Annotated in this window: 18 protein-coding genes and 3 pseudogenes; 11 read left to right on the top strand and 10 right to left on the bottom strand. The window is 51.7% G+C overall.

The window, feature by feature from the left end; all coding sequences use genetic code 11:
* Positions 1-76 precede the first annotated feature (76 nt).
* Positions 77-1132, bottom strand: coding sequence for a hypothetical protein (locus ACVW0Y_RS13465; protein WP_457438829.1), 1056 nt, complete (start codon positions 1130-1132; stop codon positions 77-79).
* 321 nt (positions 1133-1453) lie between these two features.
* Between ACVW0Y_RS13465 and ACVW0Y_RS13460 the strand changes: the two are divergent.
* Positions 1454-1675: pseudogene (locus ACVW0Y_RS13460) on the top strand (hypothetical protein); the annotation flags it as partial.
* A gap of 175 nt (positions 1676-1850) precedes the next feature.
* On the opposite strand, the gene ACVW0Y_RS13455 reads toward ACVW0Y_RS13460, so the two are convergent.
* Entirely contained in the window at positions 1851-3014 is a 1164-nt protein-coding gene (locus tag ACVW0Y_RS13455; protein ID WP_457438828.1) for a hypothetical protein, read from the bottom strand.
* Positions 3015-3333: 319 nt separating this feature from the next.
* On the opposite strand from ACVW0Y_RS13455, the gene ACVW0Y_RS13450 reads away from it, so the two are divergent.
* The 5 genes from ACVW0Y_RS13450 to ACVW0Y_RS13430 all read left to right on the top strand — a co-directional run bounded on the left by ACVW0Y_RS13450 (position 3334) and on the right by ACVW0Y_RS13430 (position 8602).
* Positions 3334-4575 (top strand): RES family NAD+ phosphorylase, encoded by a 1242-nt coding sequence (locus tag ACVW0Y_RS13450; RefSeq protein WP_457438827.1) that lies wholly within the window; start codon positions 3334-3336, stop codon positions 4573-4575.
* Between the two features lie 660 nt (positions 4576-5235).
* Positions 5236-6516: a PDDEXK-like family protein gene (locus ACVW0Y_RS13445; protein ID WP_457438826.1), complete on the top strand. Its 1281-nt coding sequence runs from the start codon at positions 5236-5238 to the stop codon at positions 6514-6516.
* A 162-nt stretch (positions 6517-6678) separates the two neighbouring features.
* On the top strand, positions 6679-7512 hold the full coding sequence (locus ACVW0Y_RS13440; protein WP_457438825.1) for a hypothetical protein: 834 nt from the start codon (positions 6679-6681) through the stop codon (positions 7510-7512).
* A gap of 21 nt (positions 7513-7533) precedes the next feature.
* On the top strand, positions 7534-8139 hold the full coding sequence (locus ACVW0Y_RS13435; RefSeq protein WP_457438824.1) for a hypothetical protein: 606 nt from the start codon (positions 7534-7536) through the stop codon (positions 8137-8139).
* 106 nt (positions 8140-8245) lie between these two features.
* Complete coding sequence (locus ACVW0Y_RS13430) at positions 8246-8602, top strand: histone-like nucleoid-structuring protein, MvaT/MvaU family (protein WP_457438823.1); 357 nt, start codon at positions 8246-8248, stop codon at positions 8600-8602.
* A 128-nt stretch (positions 8603-8730) separates the two neighbouring features.
* On the opposite strand, the gene ACVW0Y_RS13425 is transcribed toward ACVW0Y_RS13430, so the two are convergent.
* The 4 genes from ACVW0Y_RS13425 to ACVW0Y_RS13410 form a co-directional block, all read right to left on the bottom strand.
* Positions 8731-9009: a GGDEF domain-containing protein gene (locus tag ACVW0Y_RS13425; RefSeq protein ID WP_457438822.1), complete on the bottom strand. Its 279-nt coding sequence runs from the start codon at positions 9007-9009 to the stop codon at positions 8731-8733.
* Between the two features lie 231 nt (positions 9010-9240).
* Positions 9241-10149, bottom strand: a complete 909-nt coding sequence (locus tag ACVW0Y_RS13420; RefSeq protein WP_457438821.1) for a plasmid partitioning protein RepB C-terminal domain-containing protein — start codon at positions 10147-10149, stop codon at positions 9241-9243.
* Positions 10150-10151: 2 nt separating this feature from the next.
* On the bottom strand, positions 10152-11054 hold the full coding sequence (locus ACVW0Y_RS13415; protein ID WP_457438820.1) for a ParB/RepB/Spo0J family partition protein: 903 nt from the start codon (positions 11052-11054) through the stop codon (positions 10152-10154).
* 10 nt (positions 11055-11064) lie between these two features.
* Positions 11065-12615 carry a recombinase family protein gene (locus tag ACVW0Y_RS13410; protein ID WP_457438819.1) on the bottom strand — a complete coding sequence of 517 codons (1551 nt, stop codon included), beginning with the start codon at positions 12613-12615 and terminating at the stop codon, positions 11065-11067.
* A gap of 661 nt (positions 12616-13276) precedes the next feature.
* On the opposite strand from ACVW0Y_RS13410, the gene ACVW0Y_RS13405 reads away from it, so the two are divergent.
* The 3 genes and pseudogenes from ACVW0Y_RS13405 (at position 13277) to ACVW0Y_RS13395 (ending at position 14973) form a co-directional block, all read left to right on the top strand.
* Positions 13277-13822: a hypothetical protein gene (locus ACVW0Y_RS13405; RefSeq protein WP_457438818.1), complete on the top strand. Its 546-nt coding sequence runs from the start codon at positions 13277-13279 to the stop codon at positions 13820-13822.
* Between the two features lie 478 nt (positions 13823-14300).
* Positions 14301-14636 (top strand): annotated as a pseudogene (locus ACVW0Y_RS13400) (integrase); the annotation flags it as partial.
* A 115-nt stretch (positions 14637-14751) separates the two neighbouring features.
* Complete coding sequence (locus ACVW0Y_RS13395) at positions 14752-14973, top strand: AbrB/MazE/SpoVT family DNA-binding domain-containing protein (RefSeq protein WP_457438817.1); 222 nt, start codon at positions 14752-14754, stop codon at positions 14971-14973.
* 139 nt (positions 14974-15112) lie between these two features.
* On the opposite strand, the gene ACVW0Y_RS13390 is transcribed toward ACVW0Y_RS13395, so the two are convergent.
* The 3 genes from ACVW0Y_RS13390 to ACVW0Y_RS13380 form a co-directional block, all read right to left on the bottom strand.
* Complete coding sequence (locus tag ACVW0Y_RS13390; protein ID WP_457438816.1) at positions 15113-15739, bottom strand: toll/interleukin-1 receptor domain-containing protein; 627 nt, start codon at positions 15737-15739, stop codon at positions 15113-15115.
* A gap of 118 nt (positions 15740-15857) precedes the next feature.
* A complete protein-coding gene (locus ACVW0Y_RS13385; protein ID WP_457438815.1) occupies positions 15858-16370 on the bottom strand; it encodes a hypothetical protein in 513 nt (170 codons plus the stop codon).
* Positions 16357-16929 carry a TnsA endonuclease N-terminal domain-containing protein gene (locus ACVW0Y_RS13380; RefSeq protein WP_457438814.1) on the bottom strand — a complete coding sequence of 191 codons (573 nt, stop codon included), beginning with the start codon at positions 16927-16929 and terminating at the stop codon, positions 16357-16359. Before ACVW0Y_RS13380 ends, ACVW0Y_RS13385 begins: the two co-directional genes overlap by 14 nt.
* A gap of 221 nt (positions 16930-17150) precedes the next feature.
* Here ACVW0Y_RS13380 and ACVW0Y_RS13375 point away from each other — a divergent pair.
* A pseudogene (locus ACVW0Y_RS13375) lies at positions 17151-17918 on the top strand (ATP-binding protein); the annotation flags it as partial.
* 151 nt (positions 17919-18069) lie between these two features.
* Complete coding sequence (locus tag ACVW0Y_RS13370; RefSeq protein ID WP_457438813.1) at positions 18070-18294, top strand: SymE family type I addiction module toxin; 225 nt, start codon at positions 18070-18072, stop codon at positions 18292-18294.
* A gap of 77 nt (positions 18295-18371) precedes the next feature.
* Here the strand turns inward: ACVW0Y_RS13370 and ACVW0Y_RS13365 are convergent, their stop codons facing one another.
* Positions 18372-19094: a methyl-accepting chemotaxis protein gene (locus ACVW0Y_RS13365; RefSeq protein ID WP_457438835.1), complete on the bottom strand. Its 723-nt coding sequence runs from the start codon at positions 19092-19094 to the stop codon at positions 18372-18374.
* Positions 19095-19175: the final 81 nt, after the last annotated feature.

Below are 19175 nucleotides of genomic sequence, written 5' to 3'. Positions count from 1 at the left end.
CGTGTAATCACGCTGACTTCGTCTCGCACCTTGCGCCATGGGGTTCTCCTGAAAGATATGGCTAAAGGTGTAAACCTTATTCAGGACGGGACAAGGGGATATAAATGGGGACGTGATGCCCCCAGCGCGCCAAAAGCTCAGGAAAGTGCGTTTGACCATGAAGAAGATCTAGCGCGATAACTCGCAAAAGAGTGCTTTTACCGCAGCCAGCTTCACCGAGAACGACCAGCCTTTGGCCTTCGCCAAGCCACTCCAGAAGCGGCAGACGACGCGTACGGCTATTTTCGGAAGTATCACCGAACCTAATATTTTCCGAGCCTGAGATGGGGGTTGCAGTCGCTAGGGCGATGTAATTTCTTTCGCTATCGTTTCCTGCGACTTCGTGACGCTCAAGAGATCGAGTTGTCTCACGCACCAACATATCGGGTGTAAAAAATCGCTCAAGCAGGGTTAGGGCTGGCCGACCATCTCCATCACCAACCGATCCGAAGCTGCCGGGGTCGAAGAACTGAAACTGCGCTTCATAAACTCGCGCCAACTGAGCGCGGATACGCGCAAAGGCGCTTCCATCCAGACGTGTTCCGAGTGCATTTGCAGCGTCCTGCCCTAATAGTGCAGTGACCCATGGCCGCCCAAAAAAATCATCAATAAGCTCTGGGTGAGCACGTAAACGCTCGGTGAATTCATCTCCGTCGATTGCAGCGAACGCTATACCGCGCGCATATAGGCGCGTCGCTTGGCTCTCAATTTCCTCCTGGACAGCCGTCGAGCGCAGCGATGCTTGAACGGTGATTGTGAAGCTCGTGGTGCGAGCAGCCCAACTTCCTGCGATGAAAAGGTCGACAGCCTCTCGAATCTTATTTGCGCCAAAACTATGATGACGCTTAGCTTGGATGCAGTGATAACGGCCATCAGATAGCCGCGCGAAAATATCGATTCCTTCCTGAGCTTCGCCTTGCTGCCCGTAGCGCGCTGAATGTTCGACTTCTCCGTTGAGCGAGCTCCATCGATAGCATAGGCGCTCAAAATTCTCCCAGCTTAGTTCGCCGAATGGCAAAGTCTGTGTGCGAGTTGAGACGGGCGGAGCTGGAGGTATAACGTCAGGTGGGCTCAGTATGGAAGCAGGCGACATTACGGGCTCTCCGAAAGATATCCAGTATCTTGGCATTTCGGAATTTAGGTCGCTAGCTCGAACCCGAGCCACGCTGCATTAGTTTCAAATCCGTGGCAGCACCCTATCTCGAGAGATAGCTGGAGGCGACCAGGCTTACGACGTCCACCGCAGACGTTGTTAGAGCGCGAGGCCTGCGCTGACCTAGTTAGCAGATCCTGAAGCTCTTTCTGATTTCCTGGGCTGATGAAAATCGTCCGAGCAGCATCAAAAGCAGATTAAAGCCGACTCAACCGTCTCGAAGATTAGGTAAATCTCCGTAACTATTCCGAATACCGAAAACGCTTCAAAGAAGACCCTCAGCTGCCGTCCTGGCCAAACATTACTTACGCCGATGTCGGATGGGAGGGATGGGGAGAGTTTCTTGGCTACGAATGTTCTTCAGGCCTTCCCTTGTGCTATCCCAATTTACGCAATGCGATGTCGAGATGGCTGGAAACCGAATCCAACGCTCCAGCTAAAAAGCGCGTTTGCGCTCCTTCCTGGTTAATTTTTTTGAGGTGAATGGCTATCCCGACGATGCTCAGTATTTCCCTGAGCACGTCAGCGAATCAGATATCACCCTGTATCAGCAGTTTGTGGAGAAGCAAGCGAGCTATAGGCGTGACGCGTGCCGCAGCACGCTCTCCAGCTTTTTCAAATGGGCTCAGGATCAGCAAGCTTAATGCTGGCTCCAGGCCTACACGGCTTTGCGTACCGCTCCGTCATAGAGAAGCTTCGCCTCGGCTTGAGCTCGATCCAGGTCTTCAGGGCTGAGCAAGGCAATTTCTAGCGCCTCATCACCATCGACATACAGATTGCCACCAAAGTCATCGTCGTAAGCCTGGCCATGCTGAGGACCATCCTGGTGATAAGCCTTCAACGTGCTGGCAGTCACGTCGTTGCCAAGAAGCCTACTCAGGTAAATCAAGGTCCAGGTTTCTATGGTCGGGGCTTCTTGTTGGCTTTCTACCATTGCGCGCATTGACGCGAAATCTCCGCCCAAAGCTGCTTTTCTCAACCAAAAAAGTGCTGCCTCATGAGCCCCGGACTCCAGAGCTATGTCGGCGACTAGACCAGCATCAACATTGGCTCCTCCTGAGCGCAGTTGAGCATCGATTTCAGGGTCGTAGCCTTCGTCCTCCATAATTTCGATTAGCGCGTCCACCACTCCAAGCTTAGCCGCGGCACCTCGGTGAAATACCGCTCGTTCCGTAAAGGCCGTATGTCGAACATAGACATCTGCCCACTCTTTTTGAACGCCCTCCAGAACCCGACCGGTTAAGGCTTGCTTGTACCAATAGGGATCCACTCCATCATCGGGATTGGAAAGGTCCGAGTACATTCTCGCCAGCGGATAATGCAGCTCAGGATATGCAGACACGCACGACTCAAGCATGGAGAACATAAGATCGAGTCTTGGTGGATCCACCAGATCAAGATCATCCAGCGGTAGAAGAGCGGCAATCGCGGTTTCAGAACCTGGGAACCGGCTCACGCGATGACGAGAGTTAAGGTGCGTGAGCAAATCCTCAACGCGAAACCCAAGCAGCAATTGAGCATGGAAAAATTTCGCAAACGCTAAGCCAATTTCCTCACTCGCCCCGGGTGCACGAATGCTCTGATGTCGACGTGCAACGCGGCGAGCAAGCTCTTCAATCGGGATGAGCTCGCCATAGTCGTTTGCATATCGAGTGGAGATGCCGAAGAGGCTTATCAGCGCGCCATGCGCAGTCAGCTCGGCCTTGGAGTTGAAGCTCAAACCGGCCGCGAGTAGCTCGTAAGCGTGGCCAGTAGAAAGCCTGTAGCCAGTTTCATTTTGTGCGAATTGGCGTACGGCAAAAACAATGTCTGACAGAGTCATGATTCAATCCTCATGCTCATCGAAACAGGCAGCGTGCGCGTTTAAGGCCCATTCGACGAGCGAGAGGCTTGATCAAAATTTGCGGGGTAAGCCTGTTTCTACTCGCGCACAAGTATGCCGGGCGGCTTGGCGATGATAAGCGCATCCGCTCCTACTGAACAGCCGCCTCAATGAGCTTTGGATGTGAGTGGCACCCAGCCGTGCGCGCAGCGGTCGGCGAACTAGATGTTGGCCTACGAGTGATCATCAGCGACCATTGCCAGCTTTTCACACGCCTACACCTTGCCCCCCCTTTATACGAGAGGACGACGAGATACCCATGGATGCTCAGAAAATCTGCTTCGGGTGCGTGCTGGACACTTACCTTGGCAATCACATCAAGCGTAAAGGCGTCTCCGACTCGTGCAGCCTCTGCAGCTCCAAGCGAAAGTGCATTGCGCTAACTGAGATCGTGTCGAGAGTGGAGCAAATTCTCCACGCCTACATCGATGAAGGTGAGGTCGGTTTCCGCTGGGGCCAAGATGGCTCTGGCCAGTATCAGAGAGGAGAAAGAATCGACGTCTGGGTTAGTGAGATCTTTCGTTGTGACAACGTAGAACCCATTGTTACGACTGTGTGTCGACATCTGACTTCGTACAGCGATGACATTAACTACTCGATGCGACCCTTCACGCCAGATGACATCGGACACCAATGGGGTGATTTCCAGGAAGGGATGATGCATGGCAACCGCTTCTTTAACGAAGGCGCTAAAACATTCCTGGATTGGCTGTTTGATGGGTTGGACAGGTACTCCGCCTCATCGGATGAGCATGCCGTTGTGCGCGAGCTGACGCCTGAAAATGCCCCGCCGATTTATCGTGCGCGTACTTGCATGTCGCCCGGTATCGTGAGGGAAATTGCTGGTGATCCCGCACAGAAGCTGAGCACCCCTCCGAAAGAATTAGCGGGCGAAGGGCGGATGAATCCGGCTGGAGTGCCGACGTTCTACGGCGCTTTTGAGCGTGAAACCTGCGTGGCCGAGCTACGCCCTCCCGTGGGAGGTAGCGTTGTCAGCGGAGAGTTCAAGCTGCGGCGAACTGTAAAGGTATTGGATTTTGGGCGATTTGAAGATGCGGATTTAGGTCCTGAGCCCAGTTTCTTCGACCCGAAGTATTTTACAAAGACCCAAAGGCGAGAGTTTCTTCGCTACATACACAACGTGATCACGGTCCCGGTACTCCCAGGCTCTGAGCGTCAGTATTTGACGACTCAGGTCATCGCTGGCTACCTGGCCAATCGCTGTAAGCCGCGCATTGATGGCGTGATTTTCAAATCGGTGCAGAACATGTCGGGAAGGAACATCGTGCTGTTCTCGCACGTCGCAAGTCCTGCCAGATCATCGATATGGGAGCTGAGTGGAATCGATGATGCCAGTGACTCGGAGTCAACCGACGAACCATGTGTTGAGTACGTGGGCGGTAGCCTGGTGCATCACGCGATTCGTGGTGTGACGTACCGACATGATGAAGACTTGTTGCCGGACGGCAGGCCTAAGGCTGTTAGTCACGAGGAGTGGTGACGGTCCGCTCCTGGGTCGATAGCAGCCCTTCACGAAACTCTTAAGCGGCTAGCGAAGAAAGGCGTCGGCAAGCCCGGTACCGGTCCTTTTTCCCGTGCTGTGATATCCTAAGATCCTGCCCATGGCGTCCTCTCCCGGCTATCAATACCGGTGACGAAACATGGTTAAGGCGACCTCAAGGAGGTCGCCTTTGTCATTTCTAGCGTCTGCATTTCTCAATCCACCTTTCTGTACAACTCGCTCCAGCTAGCCGACTCGATCTGCTCAAGGTGTCGGGGAATCGCTTCGTCGAAAGGATTCCTACTGTGGGACGAGCAGAACAGAGTCACTGGCTTAGCAAAATGACCGGCCGGTCACCATATTATGAATTTTTGCATAATGTCGCATAATTCATTTTTTGCTCACTGCTCTGCCGACATTTTTTGTCCTCTGGGTAATTTATTGCGGCAAGTGGCGATTTATAAGTATTTAATTTCCACTGCGCCTCACTCCAATTGGAAGCTGTCGAACGCTAATTTCTGCCGCGTCTCTGGTAATGGCAGCTTCTGGTCGCGAGTTGCCTCTCACGACCGGCCGCAATCGGCCATTTGCAGGCGCGCTGTAAAGTAGTGCGGTTCTTCATATAGCATTTGTCATACCCCATCTAGCGAGCGTGCACGCATGGAAGCCGAAGAAGTACACAATGCGGTAGAGTTTTTCTTGGGAGATAAAAAGCTGTCGGAGTTGTGTGAAGTCCTTAAAACGGGAGACGACATCCTTGATGTCATTTCGCTGAGTGAAAACCAGCACTCAGATCTTCTTGCCTGGATGTTTGACCCTCGCGAAGGGCATGGTCAGGGCGATCAAATCCTCAGCGACCTGCTGCTAGGCGCCGCGCAAGCAGCCTCGCAAGATTGCGGGCTGGATCGTAGAGGCACTACAGCACGGTTCTTTGCCGAGTGGACGCCCTCCCGGATTCGGACCTCAAGTTTTGGCTCGGTCTTCATCGCACGAGAACTGGGGATGAAGGCATCGGAGCGAGTTGACCTGTTTGTAATTGATCCAGTCAACAGGTTCGTTTTGCTGATAGAGAATAAGGCAGGTGCTACTCATAGCAGTGACCAACTCGACGGCTACCGAGAAAGCTGGATGAGTGCTATTGCCAGTAACACTCATCTCCGAGAGTACAGCAGTGTGTTTATTGCCTTGGACCGAGAGTTTGCGAGTGATGACTGGTCTGATCGTCCTTCAAACAGCTATTGGCTGCATCTTGGCTACGACTGGTTGAAGGCATCTGCTGATAGGGCGTTGCTTCACGTTGGCCGCGGTAATGCTGCGGCTCGGTTGGTTGTCAGTTACTGCAATCGACAGACGGACTGGGAGAGTCCAGCGAGCCAGAGAGCCATAACGCTCGCTGCTGAGCTACATGAATCTCATGGTGTTGCTATCAAGCAGTTGCTTGAGGCCTCTACAGGCCGCCTCGAGAAGATCTGGATTCAGAGCCGCAGCGATACGCACATGATGTTTATGCTGCAGAACAAAGCAGCCATTTCTCTTCTGCGCGAAACGAAAGGCATGGCCTCGATCAAGGAGACACTTGCTGCGAAAGTGCCTCGTCTGAAGCGCGAGAGTATCGCTCACTCTCGTGCCTGGTTGGATATCTGTCCGCCGGGCTGGGAGACGTACGAAGGGGAGAACTGGTGGCCGGTTTACTTCAGTGTTAGCTACTCCGATAGCTCTAAATCAAAGTGCGATGTCGCACTGATTTTTGACAAAGGTTACGCAAACTCTGAGGAAGAGGGTGAGGAACTGCGAGAGCGTCTAAAGGGATTTGATGCACGTTTTGCGAAGCGTCAGAGCACAGACCGCCGCCGAGTTGTTCTAGATAAAGATCTCAGCGTTTCAGAACTTGTACGGAAGCTTGATGAGCACTCCATTCGCTTGCTCAAAACTACTGCATAGCTAAGAAGACGCCAGTTCAAGCAAGCGCGTTGAACTGACGCCCCCTGTTAATTCAGTGTTTTTCGCAAGTCGATCATTTCACACTGAAGTCAACGTTCGAAGTCGGTTTTTTCTCGATAGCTGCTCCTAATAATGCCCCCGTATAGAACGAAGGAATAGTTCATGTCTGCATACACTGGTTTATCTTGTACTTTTTCGTACCTTATTCGGGAACATGGTTCGAAAAAAGTTTACGACTGGGTTTACGCGGCTGCGCAAGAAGTAGCAACTCAAGATGCACCTGATCATCAACTATCAGATGCGCTGGCGTACTTGGCTGCCGCGGTGGTATCAGATGAAGTCAGAGATGCCGAGTCCAAGGTTCCAGCGGTTTCTAATGATCTGGCGGCGAAGACCAAACTCACGCAGCAGGCATATGAGAAGTTAGTCATAGCGGCTGAAGCAATAAAATATAACCAGCTTGAGTTTTCGGACTATCTCGAAGAAATCAAGCATCCACTGGCGCAGTTTTCCAGGGGTACATTTTTACCAGCCCAGCCGATTCGCTCCATGCAAAAGAAACTGGACGAATTTATGGGAGCGGAAAAAACAGAATGTCAACGGATAGTTGTTGAGAAATTCATGACAGATGAATTCCCCAGGGTTGTTGAAAGTCAAATCCAGCTTTATAAGGACTTCACAACTTACAATAGGCATCGTGAAGATCATCATTCGGCAAGCTGGAAGTCTTCGCCACTAGCGCTCCTTAGAGTTAAAGAAGGACAACTGTATCGCCTGCTAGAGCTTAGCTCTCTTTACCGAGAGGCAGCGGATCAAATGAAAGTATTGTATTCCTCTATTGCCGAATTCAAGTCAGCGGTTGAGGCGGAGCAGGAAAGTCATCGAAAATACGATATGGCTAGGAGCGCTATTGAGCAAAAAATCCCCGATGATCTGGGTAGATTTATCCCATACGACGTGGTTAGAGCAATCGAGAATAAGGCTGTTGAGTCCTAAAGCCTATAGGGAGAGATTTATATGAGTCAAACGTGGTGGGAAAAAACCGTTGAATATGGCTTTGTGGCACTTCTTATCAAGAAGAAAATAATTGATTTTGCTGCTCCAGTTTCTGGGAAACATGAGCGCTCTAGCGCTGACGGAATTTTTGGCAAAGACAGCAAGCTGGTACTCATTGAATTTAAGCGAGACGTCGGAGAAATTATGTCGGAGCGTTCAATGTTCACAGACTACGACGCAGCTCAAAGAATTCTTAGCAATTACAACCATCACTGGATTGTTTATGGCTTGATCAACGATAACAAAAAATTCGCGATAAGAGGTCGTAAGTACTTTGGCGATGCAACTGAAGTAGGAGTATTAGATATTCCGCCCAAGGGAATTGGTCACTCCGAATTTATGGAGTACCTAAAAATTCTAAATCAGTTCAAATACCCAGACGGTCGCGGCGATGGAGGCCATGTGGGGCCAGAAAGCATGGCCACCGTGCTGGGCATATCACCCGATGGGAAAGTAGTAGGCAGTTCAACCCTTTACGAGTACGCCCCAAAGCTATTCGCCGCTCCAACCCCCCCAGCCGCACCCAGCGCTCCAGCGACTAGCTTTCGTCCCGGCGGCATGTCCTAAACCTCACAAGGAGCTGCATGCTAATTTCGGCAATAAGATTACTGTGGCGCTTTTTAAAGCTATAGGCGATGCTAAAAATCGATCTCAACCATTCTCGGTGAAAACAATGTCGAAGATTTCGGAATTCAAGGCGCTTGAGGCGCAACTCGCAGCTCAGATTAAACAGCTAGAGACGTTAAAGAACGACACTCGTTTGAAGAAAGAAATCGAGTTCGAAACCAAGCTGCGTGACCTGATGAAGACCTATGACATTGGACTTCGTGGGATCATTGCATTGATGGACCCAGAAGCCTCGTCTAAGTCTCTCGGTGCTGGAACAACGCAGCGCAAAGCTCGTGAGACTAAAATTTATAAAAACCCAAATACAGGCGAAGTCGTTGAAACTAAAGGTGGCAACCACAAGGTCTTGAAGGCTTGGAAAGCTGAGTTTGGATCGGATGTTGTAGAGAGCTGGCTCAAGTAAGGCCTAGCTACTCCCATTACCCCTCGAGCGAGTCGCTGCTGCTCTGATTGAGGAACTCACTCGCTCAGGGCCGGCCTCGCTTTGATGTCGACACGACGTACTACCGATCAAATCCTCGTATTGAGTTCTCACACCGCAGGATGCACAACGACGGTATTCCGACCATCTGCTTTAGCCGCGTACAGAGCTTGGTCTGCAAGAACGTAGGCCTCTTCAAAGCTGGCTCCCTTGTCCACGCTGACCAATCCTACGCTGATGCTAATAGCACGCCCATCTACAGCGATCACCTGAGCTGTGTTTTTACGGAGCCGCTCTGCGATTTCTTGCGCGACAGCTAAATCACATCCGTAAAAAAGCACCGCGAACTCATCACCACCCAGTCTTCCAACAATTGTAGGGGCTGGCACACTATGATCGCTTTACTGCTCAACCTTGCTACAGCGAGCCAGAAAGAAATGAACGCTGTGCTGGATCTAAGCACCTTAGCAGACTCGCCTCGGCTAGAAGCCTCCCGCGTACTGGCCGCAATCCGCCGATGGAAACAGGCAGCTATCGGCCAGAAGCAGACGTTTAACCGAAATGACCACGCTGCGACATTTTGAACTCCTGCTGGAAACCTGAGTACCAGCAGGTGCTATTTACTCTCGCTCCATGCTCCGCGCGTCAACGGTAATAGCCTCCAAAACACCGTTGAGCTCGATGCCCAATTCGGGTTGTGAGAGCCGGATATAGGCCGCTACCGCATCGTTACGGAGTAGCCGGGATATGTAGCCCTTCGCTACCACCAAGAGCAACATGGTTTCCCCTAAGCTGTCTTCTACGGAGCGATAATTGGCATATAGCCTTTCCATCTCCGTTTCCATCCTCATAATGTCCTGAGCTGAAACGTCCGAAACAAGTTTTTCTTTCTTTTCATTCAGTTGATCTGCTGGGGTCATTGCAAGCAGCATCTGTGCGTACCGGAGAGAAAAACAGCTGGCCGCCCCCATCATCTCTGCTGTTTCTATTTGTCGCATAGGTTTCATTTTTCTCAATGTAGAGAAAACTTCTTTAGAAACCACTTTCGTTTTCAACATGCTAACAACCTCCGGAGTTATCCCCACCAGAAGGTTTTGGCTTTGTCTCACCTTGCCGACATGTACATTCAAGCTTTTCGCTATTCTGTCTGGCGAAACTCCTTTGGCGATGGCCTCCATAATCATTTTATGCTCTTGTATGGCGGTTAAGCGGTTTATTTGCCTATTGTATGTGTAGCCTTCATCATCCGTAGAAACCAGACACAGCGCCTCTGTAGCACCCAACTGCTTCAACGCTTCAAGTCGTAAATGACCGTCCAACAACATATAGTTTTTGTCCCCACCCTGGCTTTTTGTGGCATGCGGATGAATTGCTAAAGGTTCGATTACCCCAATCTCGTTTACTGATGCCATGATCGCTTTAAATTTGAACGATTTTTGCGGAGCTCCGTTGTAGGTGCGAGTTGGAAGAATATTGGCAATCGGAATGGATACTATATTTTTCTGAAATGCATGTTTAACATTAGCCATTTTCAAGCACCTCCAAACACTCGTTTAGATAGAACCGCAGGCATATCGGTTAAATTTTCTGTTTGAAGAAGTGCTTTAAACTTCTCATCTGCTGCCAACTTCCTTATGGACGTGACAATGAACATCAACCTTTGCTCATTTATTTCGGATTTCTTAATAAGGATTTTTTGACGATCAACCTCCTGCTGATAGGTTTTCACCAGTTGGCCAGGAGTAGTAATACGGTCGGTTTTTGGATGTGCGCTCAAAAATTTTTTACCGATTGACTTCCGCTTTTCAATCAATCGCCTTACCTTTAGTAACTGATCCCCCTTAAGAAGACCGCTCTCAAAGGCTTCGAGCATTACTGCTTGAGTTACTCCATCTTCGGATTTAGCTATTTCAATTGCAATTTTTATTGGAAGCCACCCCCTCTCTACAGCTGAAATTAGCCGTTCCTCCCCCTGATTTAAGAGGATGAGAATACAAGCTATGTAGTGCACATGCAGGGAGGTTTTCTGAGAGATTTCTTTAGGACTATAGCCGCGCGCAGAAAGCTCGCTAATTGCAGACAACAAATCCCTATTCGAATGCCGTCTTCGAGCTAAATTCTCTATTAAACTAATTAGATATCTGTCAGCCTCTGGAGCCGAAACTATTACGCAAGGTATCTGAGTTTCACCGAGGGCCCGGAAAGCCTCGAATCGACCTTGGCCGCAGATCAAGTCAAACCCTTCACCATTAGAGGTCACGGTTATGGGTCTTTTGAGGCCTAAGCTAGATATATTCTCAACCAGCCGGGCAAAAATTTGCTGATTTCTGCTCCTAGGGTTGAGTACCTTTATTTTCTCAAGCGAGATATTATGAATTAGCTTCTCGCTAACCAACTGTAATTTATCATCCTCTTTTCGGGCTGTAGCGTTCATTTTATCCGCCTCACATGATTGTCGAGCGTTTGCTCAAGACACCTAGTGCGTCTAATGTATCGAAACGATACTCCTCATACTTTCGCAGCTTCTTTTTGCTTAGGTATTTCGTCGACGGCAGCACTTCATTCATAGGAATCACTAAATAGTCCCTAACAAACATTTCAATAAAGTCAAACCTGGCAACCACGGTAATATCCGGACGAAGTGAATACTCTAAGTTAAACCGCCATCCCGACGGATAACGTCCGGCGCTGCTGTACCAAGCCATAACAACAGAAATTGTTATCTCATTATTAACTACGACTAATTTTGTTACTGGGTCAACAGCAGCGGACGAATTACTGCTTTGAAATGTTTTAAGCACATCATTTCTTATTTCAGGGATTACTTCTTTGATCTTTCTCCTAACATCTACCCACCTGAAGTCTACATATGGTTCATACCCTACCAACTCATAAGCCTTAAGGATCCCCCCGAATCTCCGCGAATAGAAACTAGCCGACGGAATCGATTTCGCCGCATCTATGATGTGCATGCTCAACTTTCCTTCTTTCTGGAAAAGTCGGCTTAATCCTTTGAGTAGCTCCACATCGGCGACTCTTACTTTTTCTTTATTTAATATCGCCTGAGCAGCATCAAATGTTTTTTGATCAATTATTGGTAAAAAAGCTCGATTAGCTCTAACCCAAAGCTCTCTAGGGTTATTTTCTGGCGGGCTTTTTAGCTTGCATGACCTGCGATTCCATACGTTATTTCCGATATATTTTTCATTAGTCAGAACCTCAAGAACTTTTGTGGTATTCCAAACCCTACCAGTATCCCGTAAAGCATTAAGTCTTTTTGAAATTTCTAAGGGAGATAGATGATCAATAACAAGGTATTGATAGATGGCTCTTACAACTCTCTGCTCAGTTTCAGGCCCTGGTACTAATACGACCCGATCAGTCTGAATGCTTTTGTGTTCTCCTGGCTCTAGAATAGCTTTAGGAATTCCACGTATATCTATTAACTGGCGGCGCAATCCGTATCCAGCAGAACTGCCCAGCCGAAAGCCGAGCTCAACTAATTTCGATTGGCCTTGGAAAACTTTTACCGACAACTCACGGCTGTACTCTCCTGCCATCATCCTTTTTATACTTTTGATGATGCTAGATATGGGTGATCCGTCGTTGGTGAACTGCTCCGCGCAATATTCAACCTTCACACCGTGCTGACGACACCGAACTTCGTAGCTAGCGCTCTCGTCTGGATCCTGGAAGCGTCCCCACCGGCTCACGTCATAGACAAGGATGACGCCGTAATCACGTTGACCCGATGCAACGTCCCTGAAGAGTTGCTGCAGCCCCTCCCTTCCCTCGAGACGAAGTCCGCTTTTGCCGGAATCCACATACACCTTGGAGATTTCGAGACCGTGGGTAGCTGCGTAGAGCTTGAGCGTATCCAGCTGGTTTTCAGTCGAATATTGCTGATGCTCTGTGGACATACGCACGTAGGCCGCCGCTCGCTTTGAAAAAGCGATACCTTCCTCAGCGCCGATAGCTTTTTTTCTTCGAGGCATATGAGCTTTCCGTCTGTCAGCGGCATTTTCGACGCACTGAAAAGCCTCAACAATGCGGCTTCATGACCATAGAAGAAGGTCTCGGAAAAATGATTACTAAAATGGGTAATGAGTTTCCGGCGGGCGTAGGGAATGTGCTTTACGCGAATGCCATCGCGGCCGCGCTGCGTAGCGAGCTGGGGCAGACACACTGTGCTTTGAAGACGCTACAGAGATGGACAGATGCAAATGAGCGGACGACGAAGAATTGGCTAGCTGGAACGCATGGCCCAAGCGGATATCACCTCATCATGCTCGCCTCTCACTCAGAGAAAGTTCTGCAGATGTTCCTACATCTCGCTCAACGGCCAGAGGTCGTGGTTGCGCTATCTCTCCCAGCGCTGCGTACCAGCTTGCTCCAGACTGTGGCGCTTCTAGATGAGTACCTATCTATCGAGCCCAGGGTTTCAGCTCATTGATCACGAGTCGATCTCCAAAGCGCAGAGAATGTGGAGGTCTGTGAGTACCACTCAGGTGCATGGACACATCGCTCGCAGCCGCTGCTCTGCTGCGAAGTAAACGAGCAGCATCTCAAGCGGCCTAGGTAGGATTTCGGTACTAGCAACCAGCGATGCAGTCTCCTGCTAACGTCCATGTATCCAGATCAAAACAGGTGAAGAGAATGGGCCAGCTATCGGACACAGAGAAGCAATTGGCGCTGCTCGTCATTCGCGAGATGGAGAAGAATCAACGTAGCATTCAGGATCTGCAGAAAGGCGCTCAAGAGGTGCTAAATGTGTTCCGCAAGGTCACCGCTCAGGAACGTCCCAATCGAATGAAACAACTGCTCCAACGCATGCTTTTCCCTTTCAGTAGAGCCCCATCAGACTCATCACTAAGCAGACGCAGATTCGGCGACGGCAGAACCCATTTTTCGCCAGAGGAAGGTCCGGAAAGCCTCCTAGCTACGCCCTCTATGTCAGGACGTCCGCACCATCATTTTCTCACCGCTGAAAATGGGCAAATGTTCCTTGTCGTTTACGCCTGGGCAGATCTAACAATCAACAAGATCTCGCGGATTCGCGTACTGGTTGAAATGGCAACTGAGGGTAGTTTTGACACTATCGCAGGCGAAGCACCTGGCCCTTTCGAGGACCAAGACGCAGCAAATGCTAGAGCGATTCAGATTGCCATTCGCTGGTTTAAGCGAGCAGACCGAGATTCGTAACGATCATCATGCAAGCTCCAGAGAGCCACTCCAAACGCCCGCTTTTGGCCGTCAGCGGCGTATTGGAGTTGCGGAGGTAAAATCAGAATTCCCCTACAGGCGGAATACGCCATTGGCTGATAACGTTGTTGCACCTAGTGAGTGAAAAGGATGGACCAAAATGGGCGACCTATCTGATACCGAGAAGAAACTGGCGCTGCTGGTAATACGTGAGATGGATAAGAATCGACGGAGTCTCAAGGATCTCGAACGTGGAGCCGATGCCGTACTTGAAGTCTTTCGGAAGGTAACAGCAACGCCTCGTCCAAGCCTATGGCGACGCATCGTACTCCCCTTTGGTAAGGGTTGAGTTTTGTAAGGCTTCGGCCTGTACGGAACAGGGTAAGCGTTTTATTGCCACGGTCTGCTCCTGCTCGCATAGCGACCACCAGTTCTGACTGATCCACCATGGTTTCTCCTCAACATGGAGGACAAAGCCATGAACGAAATCGCTATGAACAGTCATACACCGCGGAACAAAGGAAAGCTTGTTGGGCAAAAAGCGCCGCTTCGAGTTCGAGACATCTGGGCCATTCGCGTACGACTTCCGCTCGCGGAGAAAACCCGAGACCTGGCCCTTCTGAATCTAGCAATCGATAGCAAGTTGAGAGCATGTGACCTTACAAAGCTTCGGGTTCGCGACGTCGCACATGGGGAGCATGTGTCATCACGTGCAATCGTGATGCAGCAGAAAACGCAGCGGCCAGTTCAATTTGAAATCACAGAGCAAACGCGTAGCGCTCTTGAAGCGTGGATGCATCAAGCTTTGCTACGTGAGCGCATAGAAAAACCGCCCAGAGGCGGTCTTTGTAGAGCTGAGTCCCCCCAAAACGCAGTATGTCGCTGGCCTTACGTAGCGAAATCTGGAAGCAAGTATTAGGAGCGCAGCAATGAACCCGAAGCGGGTGAAAATTGAAGACTGGAGCGGCGATGGCGCCATCCGCATCCCGGATGAAACGCTGCAGGAACTAGGAGTAGATGTTGGCGACTCTCTTTATTTGATCGAAGAGTACGTTGGATCTGCACGATGCCTGGTTCTCAGCAAAACCCCTCAGCTCCGGGATCGTGTCGACGAGCTAGTCGAGCACTGGGAGCGTGCCGAAAAAAAATAGAGAACGCTTTCAGAAGATCGTAATTGGGCGCCGGCAAACTTCTGAAAATCGGAGACCGCATGCAGGTCCCCTGATGCCCCATTCGGCCTCAAAGCCAGTCCTTGTAAGCGTTGGAAAGCTTGCTTTACAGGCTTCTTCGTTAAGCGCGAAGGAACGGGTTTTGTCCGAGCGGCGGGATCGGGATTTGGACGTCGTGCAAATCTCTGATCAGGGCATCTAGTTGACTGGCGTAGTTCGCTCCGGGCTGTAGATTGAAATACAGACGCATGCCTAATTCTGGCGGGATCTGAGCGTGATTTCCTGACTGACGAGCTATCGGGACGAATTTCGTTGTCCCCACATTTCGCATCAACTCCCCTGTAACCATCGTGTGCTCGTATCCCACGCCGCCCCGACGCTCAACAGCTCGCTGATAGTATTCTTCCGTACAGATCACCAGCACTCGGTCGGCCTCACGAATAGACCGCTCCATGAAACTTGCGAGGTCTTCACCGCCTCGGACATGCCACTGGTCAAGAATCGCATCTATCCCATTGGATCGCAGAATTCCGGCGAGCTCAGCTATCCATTGCCGATGCTCGGGAGAGTCCCACGAGTAGGAAATAAATACTTTCGGCGGCCTTGTCTGTTGCAGCAGCCGAGTACCACCGGACAGATTATGCCTAGTAAGAACATCGATCAGATCCACGTCCTTGATCGCCCAATGGGTACGGCCGTGTTCAAAACGTCTCGTATTGATATCAAGCTCAGAATAAATAGCGCCCAAGCTAGCTTGTTGAATTGGCGCAACGTTTGGGTCTAGGGCCAGGGTGACTCGAAGTGAGTTATGCAGCTGCTGAATCTCGAGAAGTCGGCCGACCCTGGCTGGCTGCTGCCGAAATTCTTCATAGGCAAGTCGACACGATGCAGTTATGGATGATGTCTTCAACATCGTCAGTGATACGCGCGTTGCCTTTAGACCACCCCCGTTTTCCAGGCAGCAATGCCAGAAACCCACCATTCTCGGTGTATCGGGATATCCATCGATATAAGGTAGCGGCGCTATTGCCCGTTTCAGCTGCCCGCGATTCCACGGCTCCTTTAACGTACAGGTCCTTCTGAAGCAGAGGAGCAATCGCGGCATACCGACGCTGCGCCTGCGCCCACCCCTCATCAGCAATATCTTCGATGTCGTAGTGCGCGAAAGCTTCTTCAGACCCCGGTTTTCCGACAACGGTGAGCTCAGCAATCGCAAGCACCGCTCCTCGGCCGCTTTCTACCTCAATGCCCATGACGGAGCTGAAATCCAGCATCTCAGCAATCTTGTAGATCGATTTTCGATACTCGACGAATCGTCCAATTTCAATCTGAAGCTCTTGGCGATTCAGAATATGGCCTTCACCCTTAATAGCGCTCATGGAAGCCCCCCAGGATGGTGCTCTCATCGAGCGCGTCCTCCAGATTGCAACGGAGTTTGCGAGTAGCTAGCAGATGCAGGATGTGCGAGCGCCCGATCTCTTCATCACCAGTGAAGTGTTTTGCGAGGACGTACTGAAACGGAGCTGCTCCCATGAGTGAGACGGTGTGGATAACCGCATCGCTGGCAATCGGGTCGAACTCCATGTCCAAAAAACGATCCAGGAACTGAACATTTCTCAGGCGGTTGCCGCGAATTCTATTTTCGTCGAAGACATGGAAACTCCATCCCTGGCTCTGGGCAAATCGACGGGCTGCTTTCCACTTAGGGAACCACTCGCGCCAGTTTTCCTTCCATTGCTCACGCATCTTCACTTCCACGAGCATCGGTTTCAGACCGAAACGTTCGTCAAACTGAATCAGGAAATCAGGGGTGTAGGTGTAGGAGCGCCCATTGTGGGCAACGAAGGGAATTTGAACTGGTTGAGCAACCAGATCCAGGACCTCAGGCGACAGATCCCACCCTTGAATGAAGTCGCGCTCGAGCGCGGACTCGAACACTACTCCCTTTCCTCGAAACGAGAAGTTCCCAGAGAGACTCCGGCGAGTGGGTTTGATTTTGCGGGTCTGAGTAAAGGCCCGACTACCTACGTTGGCTACAGTCATAGAGCACCTTTTGGCGTTGAACTGCCATGAATGCTACCCAGCGGACTGCGGCTTCAAGTGGCCTATTCGACCCATTTGAGGGACATGCGAAAAGCCAGTCTCAGCTATTTCCATAAGAACTTCGGTCAGTCGCAGCTATTGCTAGGATTCCGTCGCATCAATTGATCCTTCAAAAAACGAAGGAATGCGGGCTACAGCGTAGTTCTTTCTCACTAATTGCAAGATGTCTCAGCGGCAGTCGTCCGCAACCTGGCGAGATCACCCTGGCGCACCACGGCGTGTTGTTCCTGGATGAATTGCCGGAATTCGACCGCCGCGTGCTGGAGGTGCTGCGTGAGCCGCTGGAAAGCGGCCAGATCGTCATTGCTCGGGCGAAAGACAAAGTGCATTTTCCCGCCCGTTTCCAACTGGTGGCGGCCATGAACCCCTGTCCCTGTGGCTACCTGGGCGATCCCAGTGGCCGTTGCCGCTGCAGCACCGAGCAGCTGCAACGCTACCGGAGCAAGTTGTCCGGCCCGTTGCTGGACCGCATCGACCTGCATGTGACCGTCGCCCGGGAAACCACCGTTCTGCATGCCCCACCCAGCGGCACCAACAGCGCGACCGCCGCGGCGCAAGTAGCAGCGGCCAGGTCCCTGCAGGTGCAGCGCCAGGGCATGGCCAATGCCTTCCTCGATTTACCCGGCTTGCGCGAGCACTGCGGGTTACTACCTGAGGATCAGTCTTGGCTGGAAACGGCCTGTGAGCGTCTGGCCCTGTCATTGCGCGCCGCCCACCGGATTCTGAAGGTCGCCCGCACCCTGGCCGATCTTGAATACAGCAGCGCCATCCAGCGCATCCATCTGGCCGAAGCCCTGCAGTATCGGGGCTCCCCTCAGGACTAAGGGCACGCTGTGGGATTTCTCAATGCGCATTTCAGGCGTTGCTGCGCCAACGCCAGACAAGCATGGATGGATATACAGTGCCTGGCCGCGCACACTGCAGCTGCAGGGCCAAAAGGCCCAATTCACCCCAGCAGTTACAGAGGAATCGACCATGACCATTCACGAAGCTTCGTTAGCCCCAGCGTTTACCGAACGCCACCTGAAAGTGGCCGCCGACTACGCCCGCCCAGGCAAGCGCGATAGCGTCTATGCACAACCCAAGCAAATTCCCTGGATTCAATTGAAGGGGCAATGGCTGCAACAGGCCGGGTTCGAGGTGAATGACACCATCAGGGTGCGGATCATCCAGGGCTGCCTGGTGATTACCGCCGCCTAAAAAAATCCCCGGTCAGCGCCGGGGATTTTCTTTCTCACCGATGACCAAGGCCGGCGTTGCGCCAGCCCTCAACGGCACTATTGAAAGCGACCTACCTCGGCACGCAGATCAGCCGCCAGCTTGTCCAGTTCCTTGGCGGTTTCTGCCAGGTTGGTGATCACTTCATGCTGCTCGCTGTTGGCCAGGGCGATGCTCTGCAGATTGCTGCTGAGCATGGTTGCGGTGCTGCTCTGCTCACCAGTGGCAGTGGTGATAGCCGCGAACTGCTCGCCAGCGGCCTGGCTTTGCTCAGCGATCTGGGTCAATGCCTGGGCCACCTTGGCGTTGCGCTGCAGGCCATCCTGCATCTGCAGCTTGCCTTGCTCCATGGTGGCAATGGCACTGCTGGTTTCGCCTTGAATGCTCTGGATCATGGCGGAGATTTCGTTGGTTGCATCGCGAGTGCGGCCGGCCAGGCTGCGCACCTCATCGGCCACCACGGCAAAACCGCGGCCTTGCTCACCGGCACGCGCCGCTTCGATGGCCGCGTTAAGCGCCAGCAAGTTGGTCTGGTCGGCGATGGAGGTGATCACGCTGACGATGCCGCCGATTTCCTGCGAGCGCTGCCCCAGGGTATTGATCACATCCGCCGTGCCATTGAGCGAGCTGGAAATCTGCTCAAGCGCAGCCGAGGCCTCCTCCATGGAGGTACGTCCAATGCGGGTTTGCTGGGAGTTTTCGTTGGCCAAGCGTTCCGTGTGGCGCATGTTGTCGGCGATATTCAGCGAGGTGGCGCTGAACTCTTCCACCGCGCCAGCCATGCTGCTGATCTCCCCGGACTGCTGCTCGATACCCTCGTAGGCACCGGACGACAACCCGGCCAGCGCCTGGGCACGGCTGCT

The organism is Pseudomonas sp. TE3786 (genome assembly GCF_054057335.1).
This window is presented reverse-complemented; position numbering and strand designations above follow the sequence as displayed.

Excerpts from the sequence above, each read along its gene's own strand:
- ACVW0Y_RS13465 (WP_457438829.1), bottom strand. The coding sequence starts at position 1,132 with ATGTCGCCTGCTTCCATACTGAGCCCACCTGACGTTATACCTCCAGCT.
- ACVW0Y_RS13455 (WP_457438828.1), bottom strand. The coding sequence starts at position 3,014 with ATGACTCTGTCAGACATTGTTTTTGCCGTACGCCAATTCGCACAAAAT.
- ACVW0Y_RS13450 (WP_457438827.1), top strand. The coding sequence starts at position 3,334 with ATGGATGCTCAGAAAATCTGCTTCGGGTGCGTGCTGGACACTTACCTT.
- ACVW0Y_RS13445 (WP_457438826.1), top strand. The coding sequence starts at position 5,236 with ATGGAAGCCGAAGAAGTACACAATGCGGTAGAGTTTTTCTTGGGAGAT.
- ACVW0Y_RS13440 (WP_457438825.1), top strand. The coding sequence starts at position 6,679 with ATGTCTGCATACACTGGTTTATCTTGTACTTTTTCGTACCTTATTCGG.
- ACVW0Y_RS13435 (WP_457438824.1), top strand. The coding sequence starts at position 7,534 with ATGAGTCAAACGTGGTGGGAAAAAACCGTTGAATATGGCTTTGTGGCA.
- ACVW0Y_RS13430 (WP_457438823.1), top strand. The coding sequence starts at position 8,246 with ATGTCGAAGATTTCGGAATTCAAGGCGCTTGAGGCGCAACTCGCAGCT.
- ACVW0Y_RS13420 (WP_457438821.1), bottom strand. The coding sequence starts at position 10,149 with ATGGCTAATGTTAAACATGCATTTCAGAAAAATATAGTATCCATTCCG.
- ACVW0Y_RS13415 (WP_457438820.1), bottom strand. The coding sequence starts at position 11,054 with ATGAACGCTACAGCCCGAAAAGAGGATGATAAATTACAGTTGGTTAGC.
- ACVW0Y_RS13410 (WP_457438819.1), bottom strand. The coding sequence starts at position 12,615 with ATGCCTCGAAGAAAAAAAGCTATCGGCGCTGAGGAAGGTATCGCTTTT.
- ACVW0Y_RS13405 (WP_457438818.1), top strand. The coding sequence starts at position 13,277 with ATGGGCCAGCTATCGGACACAGAGAAGCAATTGGCGCTGCTCGTCATT.
- ACVW0Y_RS13395 (WP_457438817.1), top strand. The coding sequence starts at position 14,752 with ATGAACCCGAAGCGGGTGAAAATTGAAGACTGGAGCGGCGATGGCGCC.
- ACVW0Y_RS13385 (WP_457438815.1), bottom strand. The coding sequence starts at position 16,370 with ATGAGCGCTATTAAGGGTGAAGGCCATATTCTGAATCGCCAAGAGCTT.
- ACVW0Y_RS13370 (WP_457438813.1), top strand. The coding sequence starts at position 18,070 with ATGACCATTCACGAAGCTTCGTTAGCCCCAGCGTTTACCGAACGCCAC.
- ACVW0Y_RS13365 (WP_457438835.1), bottom strand. The coding sequence starts at position 19,094 with ATGGCTGGCGCGGTGGAAGAGTTCAGCGCCACCTCGCTGAATATCGCC.